18 protein-coding genes are annotated in these 22807 nt (G+C 63.2%); 8 read left to right on the top strand and 10 right to left on the bottom strand.

What is annotated here, in order from left to right:
• Nucleotides 1-76 precede the first annotated feature (76 nt).
• On the bottom strand, nt 77-1483 hold the full coding sequence (locus tag BM136_RS05015) for a sigma-54-dependent transcriptional regulator (RefSeq protein ID WP_092970829.1): 1407 nt from the start codon (nt 1481-1483) through the stop codon (nt 77-79).
• Nucleotides 1484-2019: 536 nt separating this feature from the next.
• Here BM136_RS05015 and BM136_RS05010 point away from each other — a divergent pair.
• Nucleotides 2020-3123: a sigma-54 interaction domain-containing protein gene (locus BM136_RS05010; protein ID WP_092970828.1), complete on the top strand. Its 1104-nt coding sequence runs from the start codon at nt 2020-2022 to the stop codon at nt 3121-3123.
• Nucleotides 3124-3358: 235 nt separating this feature from the next.
• Here BM136_RS05010 and BM136_RS05005 read toward each other — a convergent pair whose 3' ends face one another.
• A complete protein-coding gene (locus tag BM136_RS05005; RefSeq protein WP_092970827.1) occupies nt 3359-3766 on the bottom strand; it encodes a hypothetical protein in 408 nt (135 codons plus the stop codon).
• Between the two features lie 321 nt (nt 3767-4087).
• Between BM136_RS05005 and BM136_RS05000 the strand changes: the two genes are divergently transcribed.
• The 3 genes from BM136_RS05000 to BM136_RS04990 are packed head-to-tail and all read left to right on the top strand — an operon-like array spanning nt 4088 to nt 7649.
• Nucleotides 4088-5593, top strand: coding sequence for an RNA polymerase factor sigma-54 (locus BM136_RS05000; protein ID WP_092970826.1), 1506 nt, complete (start codon nt 4088-4090; stop codon nt 5591-5593).
• A 25-nt stretch (nt 5594-5618) separates the two neighbouring features.
• Nucleotides 5619-6833 carry a glycosyltransferase family 4 protein gene (locus BM136_RS04995; protein ID WP_092970825.1) on the top strand — a complete coding sequence of 405 codons (1215 nt, stop codon included), beginning with the start codon at nt 5619-5621 and terminating at the stop codon, nt 6831-6833.
• A gap of 21 nt (nt 6834-6854) precedes the next feature.
• A complete protein-coding gene (locus BM136_RS04990; RefSeq protein ID WP_092970824.1) occupies nt 6855-7649 on the top strand; it encodes a DUF2334 domain-containing protein in 795 nt (264 codons plus the stop codon).
• A 9-nt stretch (nt 7650-7658) separates the two neighbouring features.
• Here the strand turns inward: BM136_RS04990 and BM136_RS04985 are convergent, their stop codons facing one another.
• From BM136_RS04985 to BM136_RS04960, 6 genes are all read right to left on the bottom strand, one after another.
• Nucleotides 7659-8195, bottom strand: coding sequence for a phosphatase PAP2 family protein (locus tag BM136_RS04985; protein ID WP_024978053.1), 537 nt, complete (start codon nt 8193-8195; stop codon nt 7659-7661).
• Nucleotides 8173-9345: a glycosyltransferase family 4 protein gene (locus tag BM136_RS04980; protein WP_092970823.1), complete on the bottom strand. Its 1173-nt coding sequence runs from the start codon at nt 9343-9345 to the stop codon at nt 8173-8175. Before BM136_RS04980 ends, BM136_RS04985 begins: the two co-directional genes overlap by 23 nt.
• A gap of 7 nt (nt 9346-9352) precedes the next feature.
• Nucleotides 9353-9769, bottom strand: coding sequence for a hypothetical protein (locus tag BM136_RS25740; protein WP_092970822.1), 417 nt, complete (start codon nt 9767-9769; stop codon nt 9353-9355).
• 225 nt (nt 9770-9994) lie between these two features.
• Nucleotides 9995-11251 (bottom strand): AI-2E family transporter, encoded by a 1257-nt coding sequence (locus BM136_RS04970; RefSeq protein WP_092970821.1) that lies wholly within the window; start codon nt 11249-11251, stop codon nt 9995-9997.
• A 49-nt stretch (nt 11252-11300) separates the two neighbouring features.
• The gene (locus BM136_RS04965; protein WP_092970820.1) at nt 11301-13718 is read right to left on the bottom strand and encodes a hybrid sensor histidine kinase/response regulator; all 2418 of its coding nucleotides are present in this window, start codon (nt 13716-13718) and stop codon (nt 11301-11303) included.
• A gap of 86 nt (nt 13719-13804) precedes the next feature.
• Nucleotides 13805-14587, bottom strand: coding sequence for a DUF4397 domain-containing protein (locus BM136_RS04960; RefSeq protein ID WP_092970819.1), 783 nt, complete (start codon nt 14585-14587; stop codon nt 13805-13807).
• 299 nt (nt 14588-14886) lie between these two features.
• Between BM136_RS04960 and BM136_RS04955 the strand changes: the two genes are divergently transcribed.
• Nucleotides 14887-16149 carry an integrase gene (locus BM136_RS04955; protein ID WP_092970818.1) on the top strand — a complete coding sequence of 421 codons (1263 nt, stop codon included), beginning with the start codon at nt 14887-14889 and terminating at the stop codon, nt 16147-16149.
• Between the two features lie 289 nt (nt 16150-16438).
• Here the strand turns inward: BM136_RS04955 and BM136_RS04950 are convergent, their stop codons facing one another.
• Nucleotides 16439-17743: an NCS2 family permease gene (locus BM136_RS04950; RefSeq protein ID WP_092970817.1), complete on the bottom strand. Its 1305-nt coding sequence runs from the start codon at nt 17741-17743 to the stop codon at nt 16439-16441.
• Nucleotides 17744-19179: 1436 nt separating this feature from the next.
• On the opposite strand from BM136_RS04950, the gene BM136_RS04945 reads away from it, so the two are divergent.
• Nucleotides 19180-20256 (top strand): replication protein RepA, encoded by a 1077-nt coding sequence (locus BM136_RS04945; protein ID WP_004632417.1) that lies wholly within the window; start codon nt 19180-19182, stop codon nt 20254-20256.
• Between the two features lie 77 nt (nt 20257-20333).
• Here the strand turns inward: BM136_RS04945 and BM136_RS04940 are convergent, their stop codons facing one another.
• Complete coding sequence (locus BM136_RS04940; protein WP_004632415.1) at nt 20334-20537, bottom strand: cold-shock protein; 204 nt, start codon at nt 20535-20537, stop codon at nt 20334-20336.
• Nucleotides 20538-20951: 414 nt separating this feature from the next.
• On the opposite strand from BM136_RS04940, the gene BM136_RS04935 reads away from it, so the two are divergent.
• Complete coding sequence (locus BM136_RS04935; protein ID WP_092970816.1) at nt 20952-21620, top strand: ParA family protein; 669 nt, start codon at nt 20952-20954, stop codon at nt 21618-21620.
• Complete coding sequence (locus tag BM136_RS04930) at nt 21617-22627, top strand: ParB/RepB/Spo0J family partition protein (protein ID WP_092970815.1); 1011 nt, start codon at nt 21617-21619, stop codon at nt 22625-22627. The genes BM136_RS04935 and BM136_RS04930 overlap by 4 nt, the downstream gene beginning before the upstream one ends.
• Nucleotides 22628-22807: the final 180 nt, after the last annotated feature.

Here is a 22807-nt window from a genome sequence, read left to right as displayed (position 1 = left end):
CAGTTGAGTGAGCTTGCCGCCATGGGGCGGATGCCCCACTGGTCCAGCAAGCCGCGTACCGCGCCAGGAAATCTGGTTATGCCTCGGTGGCATGTGCGCGGCCGGAGCCAGCGCTGTTGCCATCGCCGCTGTCGTCGGCGTTGCTGTTGCCGTATTCCTCCAGCCGGTTGTAAAGCGTCTTGAGGCTGATACCGAGCAGTTCAGCCGCGCGCTTCTTCACCCCACCGCACTGCTCCAGCGTGGCAAGAATGATCTTCTTGTCGGCGCTCGCCAGTGAGGTGCCGACCGAAATCGTCAGCGTGGAACCGGACGAGACCTGCGTGCTCGACACCTGCAGCGGCACATTGGCCGTATCGATGCCGGCGTCGTCCGACAGGATGTACGCGCGCTGCACGTAATTGCGCAGTTCGCGCACATTGCCCGGCCAGTGATAGCCGCGCAGCGTTTCCATGGCCGGCGGCAGGAATGCCTTCTTGGTATTGCTCTGCGCGTTGAGCTGGTCGAGGAAATGTTGAGCAAGCAGCTCGACATCCTTGCCGCGCTCGCGCAGCGGCGGCAATTGCAGCGGGAACACGTTCAGGCGGTGATACAGGTCGGCGCGCAGCTTGCCGTCGGCAACGGCCTCTTCAGGGTCGCGGTTGGTAGCGGCAATCACGCGCACATCGGAGTCGATCTCGCGGTTGGTGCCCACGCGCATGAACACGCCGGTTTCCAGCACACGCAGCAGTTTCACCTGCAGCTCGATCGGCATCTCGGTAATTTCATCGAGGAACAGCGTGCCGCCATTGGCACGTTCGAAATAGCCCTTGTGCTGGCGGTCGGCGCCGGTAAAGCTGCCGCGCTCGTGGCCGAACATTTCCGACTCGATCAGGTTGGGCGAAATGGCACCGCAGTTGACCGGCAGAAACGGCTGCTTGCGACGCAGGCTGAGGTCGTGGATGGTCTGCGCGGCCAGTTCCTTGCCGGTGCCGGATTCGCCAATCAGCAGCACAGTCGCCTCGGTGGGCGCCACGCGGCTGACCTGGTCATACAACGTCTGCATCACCGTCGAGTTGCCGAGCATCTGGCCGAAAAGGCCCAGGCGCCGCAGCTCGCCCCGCAGATTGCCGATCTCGGCTTTGAGATCGCCCGGGCGTGGAATCCGCGCCAGGACCGATTTCAAACGTTGGAAGTTGACCGGCTTGACGAGGTAGTCGGCCGCGCCCATGCGCAGCGCCTCGACGGCGGTTTCCACGCTGGCGTGGCCCGTCATGACGATGATCTCGGTGCCGGAGTGCGGCGCGATGTCTTCCATCAGATCCATGCCGTTGCCGTCAGGCAGGACAAGATCGATCAGCACGGCATCGGGGCTGTGACGCGACATCTGAATGCGCGCATCGCGCAGGGACCCGGCCAGCGCGGTGGTGAAGCCCTCGGCACCCACCAGCTCACCCAGAGCAGCGCGCGCGTTGGCATCGTCTTCGACAATCAGGATATGTGGCATCTCAATGTGGTTGGATGAGCCGGCATGTGCCGGCGGTCATGCAGGGCGCGACGGTGCGCCTGGCTGCAGAACCGGCGGCAGGTGCAAAAAGTATTCCATCCAATACAACCTACGCAATCGCGCTTCAAAACCCACATCGGCGCGGGGCGCCGGTAATTTTTACACGCACACGTGCAAGAAATGGATCGAATACATCACTCCGGCGGCCGTGCCGGAACTGCGTAGCAGTCAGCATAGTTGAGATGGTCCGCGCGGCGCCACCCTCGGGCCGAAATGGACACTTCTCGCCGCATGAAAATGTGAAAGCCGCGCGGCATCTGCGTCTCAGGCCCGTTTCTTGTCAGCGTTTCGCCGACAGGATGGAAGAAACGTCAGCGCATGCCCGACATACAACGCGCTTCGGCGGCCCTGATAATGGCTCAACTTTTCAACACAATGTGACGGGATGACGACGTACCCAGCCTTCCGGAGACTGCATCGCTGAAGATGCAGTCGCTCGTCAGGACGTCCCCGTCGCGATCAACCACGAGGGAGCCATGTCCTTGAGCGAAGCCTTCGCCGACGAACGTGCCGTGACCGCCGGGCGCCTGAGCTATCCCCCTGCCCTGGCCGACTTTGACGACGCCGAGCGCGTGCCGTCCGACGCCGAAACATCCCCCACCCAATCGATCGCCGAGCCGGATTTCGGTCACCTCTACGGCCGCTCGCCCGTGATGCGCGCGCTGTACGATCAGATCGGCAAGGTGTCGGGCACGCTGGCCACCGTGCTCATCATGGGCGAATCGGGTACGGGCAAGGAGTTGATCGCGCGCACGGTGCATGACATGAGCCCGCGCGCAGACCAGGCCTTCATCGCGGTGAACTGCGGCGCCATCTCGCCCAACCTGATCGAGTCGGAACTGTTCGGCCACGAGAAGGGCAGCTTTACTGGGGCGGCCCAGCGGCATATCGGCTATTTCGAACATGCCTGCGGCGGCACGATCTTCCTCGATGAAATTACCGAGATGCCGGTCGAGATGCAGGTCAAGCTGCTGCGCGTACTGGAGACCGGCGTATTCATGCGGGTGGGCGGCACTGAGCCCATCCAGACGCGCGCACGCATCATCGCGGCCACCAACCGCAACCTGCTGGAAGCGGTGAGTGAAGGCGCCTTCCGCGAAGATCTGATGTATCGCCTGGCCGTGGTGCCGCTGCAGGTACCGCCGCTGCGCGATCGCGAAGACGACATCGAAGAGCTGGCCTTGCACTTCCTTGCCCAGTTCAACGCTGCGCACCAGACCGACAAGGTGTTCTCGCGCCAGGCCCTGGCGGCACTACGAGGCCAGCCGTGGCCCGGCAATGTGCGCGAGTTGCGCAACGCCGTGCAGCGCGGCTACATCCTCGGCGAGAAAACCGTCGAACTGGCCGCACCGCTGGCGCCCGCACGCGGCCCTGCGCGCCCAACCGTCAAGGAAGGTGTGCTCAGCCTGTCGGTGGGCGTGACGCTGGCGGATGCGCAACGCGCAATGATCCTGGCCACGCTGGAGCATTTTCATGGCGACAAGCGCCAGGCCGCCAAGACGCTTGGTGTCAGCCTGAAGACGCTGTACAACCGCCTCGACCTCTACCAAAGCACCGCGGCCGCCGCCATGGCGGCCTGACGACGCTGCTTCCCGAAGCTCGACGCTTCCGACCCTGCCATACCCCGCTGCATCCGCGCTGACGTTCTAGCGCGGATGCGCGTGCGCGCGTTCGCCGGGATGCTCATGGCGGCGGCGCTCCTGTGGTTCCGGTGTCGGCCGACGGGGTGCGGGTTCGGTTTCCGCGCGGGCGCGCGGCCCCGTGCGAACGGCGGTGGTCAATGTCATCGGCATGGCGAGCCCTTCCCTTTCAACGTTACTGGCCTTGCTTCGAGCTGCCGGGGTACGAATTCCCGGTGGTCGTTGCAGCATCGTTGCCGCCGGCCTGCACGCCCGAGTGCGACATGTCGCCCGCGCTATTGGTGCCGCCTGGCACGGTTGCGTCCGACTTCGATTTCTTGTGATGACGATGCTTCTTGTGCATCGGCTTGTTGGTATCGCTGTCACTCCCCGCGGCCGGTGTCGCCTGGCTGCCTGGCATCGATGTATTGGCCGTGCGGTCGGCAGTTGAAGATGGCGGATCGGTGCGCTTGCCCGGCGCCTTGGTCGGGTTGCTAGATTCCTGGTTGTCGACCGGCGCGGTCGTCGTCTGGGCGACGGCCGTGCCGATGCTAAGCCCGAAGATGACGCTGGCGAGCGCAGCGGTCAGGAAACGTGTTCGCATGTGGTTTCTCCTGGAATGTGATGCTTCGAAAAGAAGGCAATGGAAGCGCACTGCGGCGCGTCTCCCGCCTCCGTCGCAGCAACGCATGTACCTGCGGTGCCACCCATCTGCACCGCGCACGCAGCCCGCAACCACCGTCGGCGCTGTCATGTGCCGGCAACAATGGGCATATAAAAACGACATGACCATGTAGAAACGGCGTGCCAGCCGCCCGTAAAGCCTTGTGGCGGCTAGCTTTTTTGACATGGCATATCCTTTGCATCGATGCGGTGACCGGTCGACGTAATTGTCGACGCCCACTCACCAAAGGAGGCAAGGCGAATGGTCAAGGCCGCTCTGGAAATGCGTGCGAAGCAGCATCTCGCGCTAACGCCGCGACTGCAGCAATCCGTCAAGCTGCTGCAGTTGTCTGCAACCGAATTTGCGCAGGAAATGCAAGAAGCGCTCGCAAGCAATCCGTTCCTGGAAGAGGTCGAGCAAGAAGCGGGTGCGCAGCCCGATGCTGCACGCACCGGCGACATAGCCATTCCTGCTGCCGATCGGGACGGCGCCGCGGCCGACCACACGCCTGCAGACGACGCTCCGCTGGAAACCACCACGAGCGCCATCGAGACTGATCCGACGCTGGCCGCATCGGAAGATTTCCCCACCGACTTCAGCACCTACTACAGCCACGGTGGCGCCCACCATGGCGATGGTGAAGACAGTGACATCGGCGAATGGGTGCACTCCACGCCGAGCCTGCGCGAACATCTGCATCAGGAGTTGCGCAGCTATCGCCTGTCAGACCGCGACTGCCTCCTCGCACAGACGCTGATTGAAGCGCTGGATGACGACGGTTACCTGCGCCAGCTGCTCTCCGAGTTGATTCCGCTGGCGCCAGTGGAGCCGCCGCCGACCGAGAAGGAAATGCAGATTGCGCTGGCGCTCGTGCAAAGCCTGGATCCGCCGGGCGTCGCGGCGCGTGATCTGGCGGAGTGCCTGCGCCTGCAGATTGAAGCGCGCCCCGCTGACACCGAAGCCGAAGAACGTATCCAGGAGATCGCGCAAGACATCGTGCGTAGCCACCTGCCGCGCTTGGCCAAACGCGAACTCACGCAGATGCGTCGCGCGCTGGGGTGTACCGAAGAGGAGTTGCGCGATGCCTGCGCACTGATCCGCATGCTGGACCCGCGCCCGGGGCTGCGCTTCTCGCAAGCGCATGCGGGCTACATCGTGCCCGACGTGATCGTCGCCAAGATCAAGGGCAAGTGGGTTGCCGTGACCAACCCTGCGGTGGCACCGTGCGCGCGCGTCAACAAGGTCTACGCGGAGTTGTTTGCCCAGACGCGCGGCCACAATCGCACGCCGCTGGCGCACCAACTGCAGGAAGCCCGCTGGCTGATCCGCAACGCGCAGCAGCGCTTCGCCACCATCCAGCGCGTGGCTGAGGCGATCGTCGCGCACCAGAAGCACTTCCTGGAATACGGCGAGGTGGCCATGAAGCCGCTGGTGCTGCGTGACGTGGCCGAAGAACTCGGCCTGCACGAATCGACCATCTCGCGCGCCACGGGCAACAAGTACATGGCCACGCCGCGCGGCATCTTCGAGTTCAAGTATTTCTTCTCGCGCCAACTGGCAACCGACACCGGCGGCGCGTGCTCGGCCGCGTCGGTGCGGGCGTTGCTCAAGGAGATGATCGAAGCTGAAGATTCGGACGCACCGCTCTCCGATGTGTCGCTCGCCAAGATGCTCGCCGAGCAGGGCGTGATCGTTGCGCGCCGCACAGTGGCCAAGTATCGCGGGCTGATGCGCATTGCGCCGGCGGAAATGCGGCGCCAGGTCTGACGCGCCCGCTACCGACAGGAGCCCCGTGCGCAAGCTGCCCACCGATCACTACCCGCACCGCGATGACGGCGATGCGACGACCGCGTCCTTGCATCTGGCTGACGTGACGATGTTCTGGGCGGCGGAAAGCGGTGGCGTCAAACGCTACCTGCGCGCCAAGCACGACTTCCTGCGCTCCACGCACTGGCGGCACACGTTGGTCGTGCCCGGCACAGCGGACGACGCTACCAATGAGATCGCCGTAGTGCCGGGCGTGCCGCTGCCGCTGTCGCATGGTTATCGCATTCCCTTGCGGACCGGGCCAGCCATGCGGGCGCTGTGTGCGCTGTCGCCGGATCTGATTGAAGCGGGTGACCCGTACCGGCTGTCATGGGCGGCGGTGCATGCCGGCGCGCAGCTGCAGGTGCCGGTGGCGGCGTTCTATCACTCCGATCTGCCCGCGTTCTTCCGCCGCCTGGGCGGCCCGCCTGCCGAACTGGCCGCTGCCGCGTACGCCCGCAAGCTGTATCCGCACTTCGATACGGTGTTTGTGCCCAGCCGTTACATCGCGCAGAAAGTGGCCGACCTGGGTGTGCAACGCATAGAACTGCAGCCGTTGGGCGTAGACACGCGCTTGTTCCATCCTGCGCGGCGCTCGCTGCGCTGGCGCGAACAACTCGACCTGCCGCGCGATGCACGCGTGCTGCTGTACGTCGGCCGCTATGCGCCTGAGAAGAATCTGCACGTGCTGTGCGACGCGGTGGACAAGCTGGACGACGGCAGCGTGCTCGTCACCATTGGTTCGGGCCCGACACCGCCACGTGGCAAGCACGTACGCGCACTCGCATATGAAGGCGACACGCAGCACCTGGCCGCAGCCATGGCAAGTGCCGATGTGTTTGTGCATGCGGGCGATCAGGAAACATTCGGCCTCGTCGCATTGGAAGCGATGGCCAGCGGCGTGCCGGTCGTCACCTGCGCGGCCGGCGGTTTAAGCGAGTTGGTGAACGAGCGTGTCGGCTATGCCGTGCCGCGCTGCCGCGCTGACGATTTCGCGCAGGCACTCCAGGCGCTGCGCCAACGCGATCCGGTCGCACTGGCGCACGCGGCGCGCCGCCATGCGATGCAGTACGACTGGCAGGCAGTCCTGCCGCAACTTCTGCAACGCTACCGCGCGCTGCTCGGCCGGCAAACCAGCGCCGCTGCGCAGACAACTCCACAACCGGCTCGCGAGCCCGTGCGTGCTTCGCGCGGCCGGTAGCCCTGATCGATTCTGTTCATCATGTCGCGCTATCTCGTTCTTGCCATGCACGACGTCACGCCCGCCACCTGGCCTGCGTGCAAGGTGTTGCTCTCTGCGTTGGATGAGGTGGCGCGCGTACCCAAGTCGCTGCTGGTCATTCCGAACTTCTATCGCGGCCCGACCGCACGCAGTAGCGAGCGCTTCTGCCGCGTGATGAGCGAGTGCCTGACCGAAGGCGATGAGCTTGTCCTGCACGGCTACGCGCACCTGGACGACCAGCCCCCCGGCGGGGTGATCAACCAACTGATCCGCACGCGCTATACCGCCGGCGAAGGCGAATTCTCTGCCATTCCGCTGGCGGCGGCGCGCGCGCGCATTGAAGCTGGAGCTGCATGGTTTGCCGCCAACGGCTGGCCGTTGCATGGCTTTGTCGCCCCGGCGTGGCTGATGAACCCGGCAACCTGGGAGGCGCTGGACGGCCTGCCCCTGCGCTATACGACCACGCTGCAACGCTTCTACCTGCTGCACCCTCGGCGCCCGCTCAAGGCGCCCTGCCTGACGTACAGCGTGCGTTCGCCGGCGCGCCGGCTGGTGTCACGGTACTACCTGCGCTGGCTGGCGCAGCGGCACGCCGAGACACCGCTGTTGCGTCTGGGCCTGCATCCGGCCGACGCGGCGCATCCCGACGTCATTCGCCATTGGCAGGAATTGCTCGCTGCATGCCTGGCGACGCGCACGCCCGTCACGAAGAACGGCTTTGCGCAGGTGCTGGCCCAGGCGTGGATGGGCGGCCCGGAAACCACCGTCGCCGGGCACGCACAAACGTCGTACTGAGCGCAAGCGCTAGAACAACCACACCGACAATCCACCGATCAGCATGCCGAGCCCGGCACCTGCCAGCACGTCGCTCGGATAGTGCAGGCCAAGCACGACGCGAGAGACGGCCACCATGAGCGTAAACGGCACGAGCGCCAGCGCCATGCGCGGGTAATACGCGGCCATCACGATGCTGAACGACACCGCGTGCAGCGTGTGGCCCGACGGAAAGCTGAACTGATCGAGCACTCGCCCGCACAGGTGGATCTCTTCGCAAGAGAGGTAAGGCCGAGGCCGGCACACGCCGCGCTTGAGCAGGATGTAGATGACCAGCGACAGCAGCCCCGTGAGCCCCATCTGCTTGGCGCATTCCCAGCCGGTGTCACCGCCTACCACGGGCAACGCCGCCATCAACGCATACCAAAGCATGCCGTCGCCAAGGCGACTGACACCACGATAAAAGCGCATGGCCGACGCGTCGCCCGCCACGTGATTGAGTGCCACGGCGAGCTGCCGATCGCGCTCGCGCCAGCGCTTCCAATCAGGCCACGCGTGGGTCGCCATGGTAGGCCTCCCCGTTGGCGGCAGCGTCGTGCACAGCGATGAGCGCCGCTTCAAAGCGTTCGAGCACGCGCGGCCAATCCAGAGCCTGTGCGGTCAACCGCGCCGCTTGACCCAAGCGTTGGCGCAAGCCGGCATCCGTGGCAAGTGTGACGGCAGCCTGCGTGAACGACGCGGCATCGCCGACGGGCGCGAGCCAACCGTTCTCGTGGCTACGCACGTGCATGCCGGCCGCGGCGGTATCGAACGCCACCACGGGCAAGCCACTGGCCATCGCCTCGACCACCACGTTGCCGAAGGTCTCGGTCACGCTTGGAAAGAGAAACACATCTGCCGATGCATAGTGCGCGGCCAATGCCTCGCCATGCTGCGTGCCTGCAAAGATGGCATCGGGACAGCGACGGCGCAGCGCGCTGCGTTGCGGACCATCGCCCACCATGACGAGGCGCGCCTCGGGCACGCGCTCGCGTACGGCATCAAACGCATCCAGCGCAACACCCAGGTTCTTTTCCAACGCAAGACGCCCGACTGTGAGCACGACCGGCGTGTCAGCGCCAGCCCCCCATTGCGCACGCAATGCGTGACTGCGGGCTTGCGGCGTGAACCTGTGTGCGTCCACGCCGCGCGTACTGACCGTGAGGCGTTCGAAGTCGAGGTCGCTCAACTGCCGCTGCAGTTCGCGCGTGGGGACGAAGGTGCGATCTGTGCGATTGTGAAAGGCGCGCAGATAGGCACGCACCAGGGTTACGGCGCCTTCCCACGCGTAGTGGCGGCCATACTCGTCAAAGCGCGTTCTGAAATCCGAAGTCACGGGCACGCCAAGTTGCCGCGCAGCCCGAATGGCCGACCAGCCGAGCGGTCCTTCCGTGGCGACATGCACGAGGTCGGGCCGATACGCGCCCCATGCGCGAAGCAGGCGCCGCCGTGCAGGCAATCCCATGCGCAAATCCGGATACAGCGGAATTGGCACGCCAGGAACCCGCAGCGTGTCTTCCGCCAACGCAGGCTTGCCAGCGTCGATGGCCCTCTGACGCGGCCGCGCCAGCATCACGTCATGCCCGCGCGCCTGCAGAAACGCCACGGTGCGCGCGGCAGTGAGCGATACGCCGTTGAGTTCGGGCGGCCAGGTTTCAGTCACATAAGCGATGCGCATGGGTCGATCAGTCTTTGTGCTTATCGCGGCTGTGCGAAGGACCGCCCGTCTGGCCTCGCTTGTGAGCAAGATCGTCTGCGCTGCGATTGGCGACCTGGCGATCGCTGTCGTTACGGTTGGCCGCATGGCGTTCTCGCACGACGCGTTCTACGCCGGGGGTGTTGTGCAGATCGGTGTCAAGCTGCCCGCTTTCGATGTCGCGTGCGGCCTGCTCGACATTGCTTCGCGGTTCGGAACGTTGCTCTTCAAGGTTCTGATCGCGCTCGTGAGGCAGCCGCTCTTGCGATCCCGACTCCGGCTTGCCGAGCATTTTGTCGATGTTTTCAGCGTTTCGACCCGTGTCTGGCGCACGCGGCGGCGTAGTCCCTGCCGGTCGTTCGCCGCGCTGATGCGGGCCACGTAAGGTGGGGCGTAGTCGGTTCATGGCGCCCTCCTGCGGACGTGATCTAGTTGCCTTGCGCACCGCAACCGACGTGCCAACAACGCCCGCATGCTCCGCACAATCGACAAGACCTGCACCACTCCTGCACAACACCGCGACGCAGACAAGGCAACATACCAATGGATCCACCCGCGTCGCGACGTGATCGTTGCGTAAGGGTTACATGCGCGCTTGTAACGCTTGCTGCGCAAGGTGATCCGAAAGCGATCAACGCGGGAGACGTACGCGTTCCGGACGCCGTGTGGGACGGCCGCGCAGTCGGTCGAGCAAGCGCTGCGACACACCTGCCGGCGCGTCCGTGGTGCCAAGCAGCGTACCGAGCGGGCGCAATCGATCGACGTGATCACATACAACCTTGATCATTGCCGTGATCGACGTTCCAAGGAGCAAGCCCCACAAGCCCCACAGCCAGCCCCACAGCAGCAGGCCGATGTAGACCACGCACGGATCGAGCTTGGATGCCCGGCTCTGCAGCCACGTCACGAGCAGCGTGCCGACCAGGGTGGCCAGCAGCAGCGTGACACCTGCCACGACAAGCGCATCCGACCACGCGCCCATCTGTAGGTACGCACCGATGCCGCTGGCCACGGCAATCACCACCGAACCGAGATACGGCACGAAGTGCAGCACGGCCGTCGCCAGCCCCCAGACTGCTGCGTCTTCCATGCCGAGCAGCACGAAGGCCACCGTGGTGAGTACGCCCAGCACGATGTTGGTTGCAAACAGCACCAGCAGCGAATACTGAATCTGCGTGCCGATGACCGCCATCATGCGCACCGCGCGCTTCTTCTCGCTCAACGTGTTGCCCACCGCGCGCACCCATTTGCGTTTAAGTGCCTGGCCTGAAGCGAGCAGGAAATAGACGAGAAACGAGACCACGACGAGTTGGCCCGCAAGCGCGAAGAGGTTGGCGGAACCCATCCATAGAAACTCGCGCAGCGGCAGCACCGGCTGCGCGGCAGGAGCCGCGACCGCGGGCGGCCGTTTGGCAAGTGCCGGCGCCGGCTTGCCCTGCACTCCTTCGGCGGCATGTTCGAGTGCGACAGTCACATCGCGCATCTTGTCGAACGCGCCGCCCATATGCCCACGCATACCGTCGATGGCTTCGGCCATGCGTTCCGCCGCCACGGGCAACCGGTCTGCCATGGCCGAGACGCCGTCTTGCATCCCGAAGACCAGCACCGCACCGGCAATCCACAGGCCGAGCACCACGATGGCTGCCGCAATGGTGCGCGGCACATAGCAGTGCCGCAGCCACACGACCACCGGGTTCAGCGCAAACGCCAGCACCACGCCAAGGGTGAACGGCACCAGAAACCCCCGCGCCCATTGCAAGAAGACCAATGTGCCGCCAATGGCCACCAGCACCATGGCCACACGCCAAGCCGGTTGCCGTAGCCCGTCGAGCAGACTGCCGTGCAAGGGTTCCGGCTGCGTGGGGGATGGATTGAGTTCGGCGGGCATGGCAGAGAATGTGGTTCACCGTTCTCTGCGCAAAAGTTGTGCCGAGGCGCTATGGCTTTGCGGAAACAGGCATGGCAAGCATGCGCAACGTGCGCACCAAATCGTACGGGGACACCGGCTTGATCAGGTGTTCCTGAAAACCCGTAGCCAGCGCCCGAGCGCGATCGTGCGGCTGCGCAAATGCGGTCAGTGCAATGGCCGCCATCGGCGCAGCGCCGGCGGGCAGGTGTTCGTGTTCCCACGCACGAATTCTCTGCAGGATCGCGTAACCGTCTTCATCGGGCAGCGCGATGTCGCACACCACCGCTTGCGGGCGGCCTGCCTCGCCCCGTGCGCTCCACACGTCGAGCAACGCCATGGTCTCGTGCCCCGAGCCCACGCTGCCGACTTCGGCACCGACCTGCGTCAGCAGTGTTGCCAGCGCATCGCGCGCATCTTCCTGATCGTCGACCAGCAGGACGCGCAGACCCGCCAGCGACGGCAAGGGCCCAGTGCGTTCAGGGTCTTCAGCCAGCGGCGCGATCAGATCGGCGCCGGCATGCAGCGGCAAATACACGGTAAACGTGGCGCCTTGCTGGACGCCCTCGCTGCGCGCATACACGCGTCCGCCGTGCAACTCGGTCAACCGTTTGACCAGGGCCAGACCTAGACCGAGACCGCCTGTGCGCCGCGTATGCGCGCCGTCAGCCTGCCGGAATGGATCAAACAGATACGGCAAGAACGCCGGTGCAATCCCGCGGCCGTTATCGCGCACCACAATGCGCGCCACCTCGCCCAGCAGATCGGCCGACAACCACACCTCGCCACCTTCCTGCGTGAACTTGATGGCATTGGTCAGGAGGTTCCACACGATCTGCTCGACACGATCGGCATCGCCGTCAATCTCGTGATCGTCCAGTTCGATGGAGGTGTGCAGGGTGATGTGGCGCTCGGCGGCCAGCGCGTGCACGCTGTTGAGCGCGCTCTCCAGCGCCGCGCGCAGCACGAATGGTTCGCGTGTCAGCCGCAGCTTGCCGCTCATCACGCGCGTGGCATCCAGCAGGTCTTCGATCAAGCGCACCTGTTGCTCGACGCCGGTCTTGATGCCCGCCAGCGCCCGCTGCATGAGCGGCGCGCCCCCCGCGATCTGGCTCTCCAGTACATACGCCCAATTCTGGATACCGTTGAGCGGCGAGCGCAGTTCGTGCGACACCACCGCCAGGAACTCATCGCGCGCAAGCGCTGCGGCCTCCGCCTGCGCGCGCGCGGCCTGTTCGCGCAGCAACAGCGCATCGCGTTCGCGCTCAGCCTCGGTGCGCTCTGTCACGTCGTAGATGATGAGCAGCGCAGATTCCATCGTGCCATTCCGATCTGCTTCCGGAATGACGCGCGCGTTGTAATGCGCAATGCGCGGGCGCCCCTCCTGCACGGCCAGATGCAACGCAAGTGTCTGTTCGGCGCCCAGGACGAACGCGCGGCGTGCGGCGTCCTCCAGTGGGCGCGTGACCTCGGCGGAAAGGGACGATGCCGCCAGCGTCTGGCCGATCATCACGGCAGGCGTCACGCCAAAGGCTTCGGTTACGGCGCGGTTGACATACACGCAACGCAGTTCGCGATCAAGCCGCGCAATCACGTCGGGCGCGTTCTCCACCAGCGTGACGAATTCGCGCTGATGGCGAAAGCGCTCGTGTTCAGCCTCCTTGCGCTCGGTGATGTCTTCCACCACGCAAACGAGCGCCTGTACGCTACCGTCTGGCCCATGCTGCGGCGAATACGCAGCGTGCACAAAGCGGCGGCCAACATCGGCCGGATACTGCAAATCCATTTCAAACTCGATGCGCTGCCCAGCGAATGCGTCGTTCAGGCGTGACAGGACGCGCGCATACGCCGCCTCGCCCATCAGTTCGCGCAGATGCCGGCCCAGAACGTCTTCAGACCGCAAGCCAAAGCGTTGTGCGTAAGCGCGGTTGGCAAAGCGCACGCGGTGCTCAGGGTCGATCTGCACCAGCGGAAACGGCACGCTTTCGGTCAGCCATTGCAACTGGAACTCCGACTCGGTGAGCGCTGCCAGGGTCTGCTGGCCCTGGGTCACGTCTTCGATCACGCCCACGGCATGAGGGGATGCACCGTCGAGGCTGGGCATAAGGTAGCCACGTTCTCGAACGCGATATTCGCGAGCTTCGCCGTGGTCGACACCGAGCCAGCGGTACTCGAGCACGAACTCCTGCCCGCGCGCCAAGCCCTCCCAGGCGGCACGCAGGGCGCGATGATCATCCGGATGCACATGGACAAGCCAGCGGTCACGGACGCCGCACAAGGAATCGGGCTGCACGCCCCACGTCTGCGCCCCGGCGCTTACGTGCAGACGTGTTCCCGTCAACGGATCGTCTACCCAGAACACATCAACCTGCTTCCTTGCGGCCAGTGCGGTACGCGCCTCGCGCGCGGCGCGCACCGGTGCGGACCAGCCCGTTACGGATTCACTCATTGCGCCCTTCGTTAGCAGTTTTCATTCCCGAGGTGGCCGAAAAAAATGCGGTGCCGCAGCACCGCATCATAGGGCGTGGAGCGAAGTTACTGCGAGGGCAATTCAGACGCCGTTTGCGAAGCGCCGTTGGCCTGGGCCACGAGCACGCGAATGGCGTTGGGCGTCACGGCACCGACGCCGCCGGCCGGCAGCGTGGTGATCAGCCAGTCGGCGTTGTTGGCCAAGCTGAACGGCTGCGACGTGAAGATGATGTTTTTCGTCCCCGCCGTCGCCACCCGCACTTGGTACGTGCCGCCATCGACGTAGATCGAATCCTGCGTGCTGGCCGGTGCAGCACCGCCATACGCTGCACCGCTCATGGTCGGCGCAATGGCCGAAAGATCCACATTCGGCGCGGTCACGTAGACGTCGATGTTGGGGGCGTTGTACGAAGCGTTGAAGGTGCGCACGCGCGCCTTGTCTGAGAGGATGGACTTGTTATACGGATCATCGATGAGCGCCAGGCTCGTCGCTGATCCGTTGGCACCCACAATGGCGAGTGCGGTGTAGCGGTGGCCGTTTGCGGGCGTGAAGCTGGTCGAGGCCAGCGGCGTGCTGCTGCCCGTGTTCGACACCGTGGCCGTGCTCGCCGTCGCGTCAATTCCGAAATAGTTGCTGACGTTCTTGAAACCGACATTGGTGATCTTTGTGGTGCCGTTCACACCAAAGTCAACGTTGCCGATGAACGGGTTGGCGTGCACCGTGCGGTATTGCGGCGAGCTGGTGCCGATGATCTGCCCGATGTCGTCGTCACCGCCGCCGCATCCGGCAAGCACACCCAACGAACCCAGCGCCAGCACGGCGACGATCTTCCTGATCTGTATCTTCATTCTTCCACCTCGGAGGGAGAGTCCTGTCATGAACGGGCTGCATACATCGCATGCCCGTGTACGTTGTTGCCGACTTGTGGAGCCGACGATAGCCGCGCACATCCAGGCGCGCCTATCGAACCGGTTCCGATCGTTTTGTCGGAAGCGTCCGACACACGAAGCGACGTTCCCGCATTGAGCATGGCGCGTGCCCACAGCGGTTGAATGACCACTCCAATCCGGTCTCGCGGCCTGGGCTTGAATACGGGTCGCTATACTTGCGCGATCTGTTTTGTCTTCGTGCGCCACACCCGCTCCGCATGCTCGAACCGCGCCCGGCCGATGCCGTGCCCCTTCCCGATAACGCCGCTTCCCAGGCCGATCTGCAGGCTTTCGCGCAAGAGCGCGAACGCGTGCAGGCGTGGCTCGCTGCGCGGGCGTCTGGCGCCCGCGCGGTGAGCGCTTCCACGCTGTCGCAGTACCGCGTGGAAGCCGAGCGCGTGTGCTGGTACGCGCGCACATTCGGTAAGCCGATCGCAAGCTGGGCGCGCGAGGACGCGTCAGCCTATCTGCGCTTTTTGCAAGAACCGCCCGCTTGGGCGATCAGTGCGCGCGGCATTGAACGCGACGATGCCAACTGGACGCCGTTGCGGGGCCCGCTCTCGGCGCGCTCCACACGGCAGAGCGGCATCATCGCGGCGAACCTCTGCGGCTGGCTGCAGCGTGCGGGCTATCTGCGCGTGAACCCGTTTCTCGATGACGATGCGATGGTCATTACCGTGCCGGCGCCAAGCGCGCCTGCAGCCAGGTACGTCGCAACACCCGAACCGGGCACTGCACTCGGCGCGTCCGACATGGCATTGATGATCGATGCCGTTCGCGCCCGTGTCGCCTTGGGCCGTGAAGCGCGCTTGCGTCAGGCGCGCGACCACTTCCTCGCCGTGCTGCTCGCACAGGCGGGCATGCGTGTATCGGAGCTGGTGTCTGCACGCATGGGCGACGTGGCGCTGCACGCCGTGCCGGCCGAGCACGCAACATCCGACGCACTGCTGCCGGCGTCGGTCTGGCTGTTGGCGATCGGCACAGGCCGCTCACAGCGCTGGCTGCCATGCGATGCGTTGATGTCTGCGCTGCGCGAATACCGTGCGGCCTTTGGCCTGTCACCGTTGCCGCTACCGAACGAAGCCACGCCGCTGCTGCTGTCGGTGCGCAAGCGCTCGCCGCGACGCGCGGACGGCACCATCATCGACTCGCCTGCCCTGCGTCGCGACTTTGGCGAGCGCAAGGGCATCGCCTCGCGTTCGCAACTGCTGCTCATCGTCAAGGCCATGCTCGGCGAAGCCGCTGAGTACGCTCGCGCCACGGGCCACGCCGATGCGGCCGTCCGCCTGGCGAATGCCTCGTTGCGCGGCGTGCGCGGCGCTCACTTACGCGAGCGGCTTGCCGCAGGTGAGGCCGCAGCAAACGTCGCCCATGCGCTTGGCCTGGCCGCCCTGCCGAGCATCGCCGTACGCGCACGTGAAGCCGACCTGGCCGCCAGCATTGCCGACGCAGCCCGCAAACTGGCCCTGCCGTCCGCCTGACAATCCTCCATACATTGCGCAGAAACGGGTACGCACCGCCTGCGCGGATACCACATTCACGCATTGTCGAAAGCAATTGTCGGCACGATTCGCGTGACAGTTGTCGCTTACGTCGTCCGCAGAATTGGGTACGCTCAGCCACTGAATCGTCGACAGTGGCACGCAGAAACGGGTACGTTCGGCCCTGAAATCGCACGCAGAAACGGGTACGCTTTGGCGCAAATGCTCCCAAAAAAAACGCGGACCCGAGAGTCCGCGTTCATTGTGTGTTGCCTGAAGACCCTTGCGTTCAGTGACCGCCCGACAGATAGAAGAAGCGGAACAGGAACACCGCCGAGATGATCCACACGATGATTGGCACCTCGCGCATGCGCCCCGTGAACAGCTTCAGCCCCGAGTACGTGATGAAGCCGAACGCGACGCCGTTGGCGATCGAATACGTGAACGGCATCATCAACGCCGTCAGCACGGCCGGCACCGCTTCGGTGGTGTCTTCCCAGTTCAGGTCCACCAGTTCGCGCAACATCAGGCACGACACATACAGCAGCGCGGGCGCCGTCGCGTAGGCCGGCACCACGCCAGCCAGCGGCGAGAAGAACAGACACAGCAGGAATAGCACCGCCACCGTCAGCGCCGTCAGCCCGGTACGGCCGCCGGCCTGCACACCCGAAGCGCTTTCGATATAGGCGGTGGTCGACGAGGTGCCCAGCAGTGAGCCAGCCATGATGGCCGTGCTGTCGGCCAGCAGCGCCTTGTTCAGGCGGTCCATCTTGCCCTGCTTGAGCAGGCCCGCGCGGTTGGCCACGCCCATCAGAGTGCCGGTTGCGTCAAACAGCTCCACCAGGAAGAACACCAGCACCACGTTCAGAATGCCCACCGAAAGCGCGCCCATGATGTCGAGCTGCATCAGCGTAGGCGCGAGCGACGGCGGCATCGACACCACGCCGTGGAAGGTGTTGCCCGCAAAGAAGAAGCTCGCCGCCGTCACGGCCAGAATGCCGATCAGGATGGCGCCTTTCACGCGCAGGTGGTCCAGTGCCACGATCAAGAAGAAGCCGATCACCGCCAGGATGACCGAAGGCTGGTGCACGTCGCCCAGCGTCACAAGCGTCGCCGGATTCCCGACGATCAGCCCGGCCCCGCGCAACGACACGATGCCCAGGAACAAGCCGATACCCGCGGTGATCGCCACGCGAATCGAATGCGGAATGCCGTTCACGATCATCTCGCGGATGCGGAACACGCTCACCAGCAAGAACAGGCAGCCGGAAATGAACACCGCGCCCAGTGCCGCCTGCCACGTAAAACCCATGCCCTTGACCACCGCGTACGCAAAGTAGGCGTTCAACCCCATGCCCGGCGCCATCGCGATCGGGTAGTTCGCATACATCCCCATGATGATCGTGCCGATCGCCGCGGCAATGCAGGTGGCGACAAACACCGCGTCGTGCGGCATGCCTGCGTCAGCCAGGATGTTCGGGTTGACGAAGATGATGTACGCCATCGTGAGGAACGTCGTCAGCCCCGCGAGCACTTCCGTGCGAACGTTGGTCTGGTGTTCCTCGAGCTTGAAGGTGCGCGCGAGCCAGGTCATTCAGGTTGTCTCCTCTTGTTGTGAAGTGTCATCGCCGGCCGGCGCTGTCTTGCGCGTGGCTCCCCCGATGCACGCCCACCACGGGGCGAGGCTACTGTTAGCAAGCTTCCGGCGCCCCAAGGCGGCACGGTCGAAATACTGTTCATGCGAATCGAATGATGGAAAACGCGCCGGCCAAGTGCCAGGCCGGCGCGCGGGATGCGCATGATGCCCGAAACGCCGGGCGTGTGCACTCGCCCGGCAAGACGCATCGCCTCGGCAACGGGAGGCCGGGCCCGGCCAACAAACCGTACCCGTTTCTGCGAAAACCCGGAGCCATGCGGCGTGCTTAGCGATTGGCGTACCCATTTCTGCGCTTGCCTTCGCAGAAATGGGTACAAGCTTCTGCAGGAGCAGGGGCGCCTGATGAAGCGCAAAGGCGTACCCGTTTCTGCGCGCCATTGAAGTGCGTACCGTACCTGTTTCTGCGCATGACGGCGCCACGCCGCGACTCACAGCGAACCCGTTTCTGCGGAAACCTCTTTGGATCGGCCGTACCCGTTTCTGCGCGATGCTCCGCAGAAACGGGTACGCTTTATCTGCAGGCCGCCTCGCCAAGCCCTTGGCCAATAAGGCTTTTTACCCGCAGAAACAGGTACGGGGATCAGAACGCGGAGCCACGAGGCCCCCGGCAAACAGCATCCTCTCGTGTTGGTTTCAGCGATGAAAGTTCAGAATTCGTCAGTCCGGTGCGAAGGCCAGTTGAAATGCCAGCCGTACGCAGCTGGCGAACCGTCACGCAGAAACAGGTACGCATGGCGCCAAGTCCGACGGCTCGAAGCGTGCACTCGCTCTCGTTGGAATGGCGCAAGAGTTGGGACAAGAAAATCACGAGCTTCGTCGCACACGCAGATTTGGGTACGCAGGTACACGCGGAATTTGCCCTTATTCACGCAGAAACAGGTACGCTTCGGTGGCCGACTGGCTGCACGAGCCCCCAAAATCGCAAGATCGGCCGCAGAAACGGGTACGCACTTGCGGAAACACATCGAAACGGCCGGGCCAGCCCCCTGTTTTCTGTGGATAACACTGTGGATAACATGATGTTGTCCCCGCAGATTCCGGTACGCCCAATGCGCAGAAGCGGGTACGGTTTCGCGCAGAAGCGGGTACGCCATTGCGCAGAATCTGGTTCGCACCCTCGCAGAATCTGGTTCGGTTTACCCCACTGAACCCAATGCTAGCAAGGCTTTGCGGGCCGCGTATACGGTTTACCTGTAGTAAACGTAGAAGGTATATATAGCTTGTAGTGAGGAAAGGTCTTCCGTGGACAACCTTAACGGTTGCCCACCGATGCCCTTCCCGCGACAACGAGTAAAAATCAGAAAACGTACCCAATTCTGCGTGACAAGGCGAAGGCGTTTTAGTACAAAGGCTCTGAACAATTCTTGCCCACCATGGTCACCAAACGCCTCACACCCAATGGGAAACCGGACGACAATTCGCCCGGCCGCATCATCGTCCCCTCGGGAGGGCAAGTCATTGCCGCGCCAGAGAAGTTTCAGCGCCTGTTCGACGAAGCGCAGGCGATGGAGCGCGAAGACGCCTGGCAGAGCGGCGAAGTCGGCTTTCTCAGTCGTGCCAGCGTGCAGGTCACCCTGCCCTATCGGGCTCCCAAAGGTGCACCGCCGGTCTGGACGCGCTCGAGCGGTAACATCTCGCTGATGATCCAGCCCGGCTACTTCACGCAACAGCGTTCCGAGCGGGCGAGCAACGGCCGGCAGCGCATCGTCTCCGAGACCGTCTCCTTTGGCTATCCCTATGGCTCGTATCCGCGCCTGATGCTGGCCTGGATCGGCAAGGAGATCATGGCCAAAAAGAAGCGCGGCGAATTCCAGGGCACAGTGGAAGATCGGCGCATTTCCCTGGGCAACTCGTTGTCCGAGTTCATGTACAACCTGGGCATCCCGATGGCCACGGGCGGCAAGCGGGGCACCATGACGCTGGTGCGCCAGCAGATGATTCGGCTCTTCTCTGCCACGATTGCCATCGTGCAGAACAAGTCGGCGCCCAGCAGCCAGAATCAGAATCAGGAACCGCTGTCGATCGATCGCATCGGCTACTTGCTGGCCGATCAGCTATCGACCTGGTGGGATCCGATGCAGCCGGGTCAGGGCTCGATGTTCGAGAGCTTCGTGGTGCTGTCTGAGCCATTCTTCAACGAGCTTGTGAATCGGCCTGTGCCGGTGGATATGCGTGCGTTGAAGGCGCTCAAACAGTCGCCGTTTGCGCTGGATGTGTATTCGTGGCTGACATACCGCTTCTTTACGATCCAGAAGCGTACAGAGATCCCTTGGGAAGCGCTGCAGATGCAATTCGGCACCGAGACCGAAAGCGAGCGGAAATTTCGGGCGTTGTTCCGCAAGGCGCTGAAGGACGTGCTGGTTGTTTATCCGGACGCGAAGGTGGATGCTGATTCATCCAAGGCGTTGATTCTGCAGCCGTCGCGCACCAGCGTACGGAAGTTGGCCTGAAGCACAGCGGAAGCGGCAGACAAAAAGAAAGGGGAGCAGAAGCTCCCCTTTTTCATCTCAGGCGATCAGCCCGAAACTTATTCCGGCTTGATCGCCGAGGCTTGCAGACCCTTCGGGCCTTGCTTCACCTCGAAGGTGACCTTCTGGCCGTCCTTCAGGGTCTTAAAGCCCGAACCCTGAATTTCGGAGAAGTGCGCGAACAGATCTGCGCCGCCGCCGTCCGGAGTGATGAAGCCGAAGCCTTTGGTTTCGTTAAACCATTTGACAGTACCCGTGGCCATGCAAAAATTCCTTTAAAAAACAAAAAACACGTCGTCCAGCCGATCCGGACATCGCACGAAGAACCGGCTGATTCCGAATCTTGCGTAGACAAAGTCTTCAGACGACTGTCTAAGCATCATAACCAGTTTGAGCCACAGTGTCGATGGGCGGCATTTTTCCGAAATGTCGCTTTTATGCATCTCGCTGGTAAACACCTAGGAAGCCCGTAAATGCAGGGTCGAACGCATGAAGTTATGCGCTAAAGACCGCATTTACATCTCAATTTAGGTGAATTGAAAATCGCTTGTTCTACGCATCGCCCACCCGTCTCAACGATGCGATTTGTATAAATTGAATTTTATCGATCTTGTGTTTTCTTGCGGTCTTCCCTAAGATGAGCGCTGCTGACTTTCAGCGCTGAAAGTGGAGGCCCAGTGAGCGCCAAGATCGTAACGGTATTCAATCAGAAAGGCGGATGCGGCAAGACCACGGTCAGCATGCACATCGCCGGAACCCTTGGTTTGCGAGGGAGTAAGACGCTGCTTGTCGATATGGACGAGCAAGGAACGGCCACACGCTGGGCCGCTCAAGCGCCGGAAGACAAGCCCTTTCCGGCTTCGGTGATCGGCCTAGCCCCCTCTGGTGGCGCCATGCATCGAGAGGTCCGTAAGTTTGTGGCGGATTACGATTACATCGTGGTCGATTGTCCGCCGGCGGTTCACTCGCCGTCATCGTCAAGTGCACTTCTTATCTCCGATATTGCGTTGATCCCCGTTGTGCCGTCGCCGCCTGATTTGTGGGCTGCCGTGGCTGCCAAAGCGCTTGCGCAGCAGGCACAAGTCACCAACGAAACGCTGCGTATTCGCGTGCTGGCGAACATGGTTCAGCGGCGCGTCTCGCTCGCGAAGCAAGCAATTGAAATTCTTGGTGATGATGGTGATATCCCTTTGATGGAATCCATGATCGGTTCGCGCTCCGCATTTCGGGAGTGCCAAGCGATCGGGGCGACGGTGCACGGGGTGTACGGTGCCCGAGAAGCCGTGAGTGAAGTCGACACCTTGATCGACGAGGTGTTGCAGTTGTTGCAGGAGGAACGTGTATGAGCGCGAAGTTGAAATCGCTCAAAGACGGCATGCTGGCCGGCATTGCCGCAGAAAAGACCAAAACGACACCGGTCGATCGCTTTGCATTGGCAGAAAAAGCGATTACCTCTCACCCCCGCGGTCTGCTCGGGCAAGCCGCCCCAGATCCCGCTTTCAGCGCTGAAAGTCCCTCACCTGCGAATACTTCCGAACGCCGGGTGATCAAGGTTCCGCTTGAACGGCTGCAAGAAAATCCGCTCAACGCCCGTCGCATCTACGATCCGCAGATCGTTCAGGAACGGGCGGCATCCATCGCTACGCACGGTCAGCAGACACCAGGGTTGGCGGCGCCAGATCCGGCGCGGCCAGGCTGGTATGTTCTGATCGATGGCCATTACCGTAAGCGCGCCTTGGCCGCTGCGGGGAAGGTCGAGATGGACTGCTTCATCGAAGACGGCCTGTCAGACATCGATTTCTACCGGCTGTCCTTCGTCTTGAACGAGCAGCGTTCCGGGCAATCTGTGCTGGACAACGCTATCGCCTGGCGGCAGTTACTAGATGAAGGAAAAGTTAAAAAAGAAGAAGATATTTGTGAGATTACCGGCGTCTCCGCAGGAACGGTCAATAAGACGTTGGCACTGTTGAAGCTGCCGGAATCGGTGCTGGAAGTAATGAAGGAGCGACCAGCTGGCATCGGTATCGCGACCGGATATGAGTTGACGCTGTACTTCAAGAGCGCCGGCGAAGACCGCACGCGTGAGCTGGTGCATCGCGTACTGGAAGAGGGACTCTCCAGCCGCGATGTGGAGCAGATCCGCAAAGTGGCTCAGGAAGGGCGCACCCGAAAGGTCAAGGAAGTCAGCCGCCAGTACAAGATTCGAAGTGCTGAAGGTGATCTTCTCGGCACAATTAAGGAATGGGATTCCGGCCGCGTGATGCTCGATGTGAAGCTAGGGGATCGTGGCGCCCGGGAATCGTTGGTTGAGGCACTGAAGAGCCGTTTCGGCCTGGACGTCGCTTTACTGTAGTTCCGCCACAGCTTTGCTCATCGGAAAGCGCCCAATGGGGCGCTTTTTTTTGCCTCAATTTTCGACGGCTCAAAAGCTTGTCAGTGCGTGGACCGTACCCGTTTCTGCGTCGGCTGACAGGTTCGGAGACGCCACGCAGAGCCGCGCGCGGCACCACCCAACGTGCGCCGAAATGAGCAG

It is taken from the genome of Ralstonia sp. NFACC01, from assembly GCF_900115545.1.
Classification (GTDB): Bacteria; Pseudomonadota; Gammaproteobacteria; order Burkholderiales; family Burkholderiaceae; genus Ralstonia; species Ralstonia mojiangensis.
The sequence above is the reverse complement of the archived record's forward strand: the minus strand, read 5'-3'. Positions and strand labels throughout refer to the sequence as shown.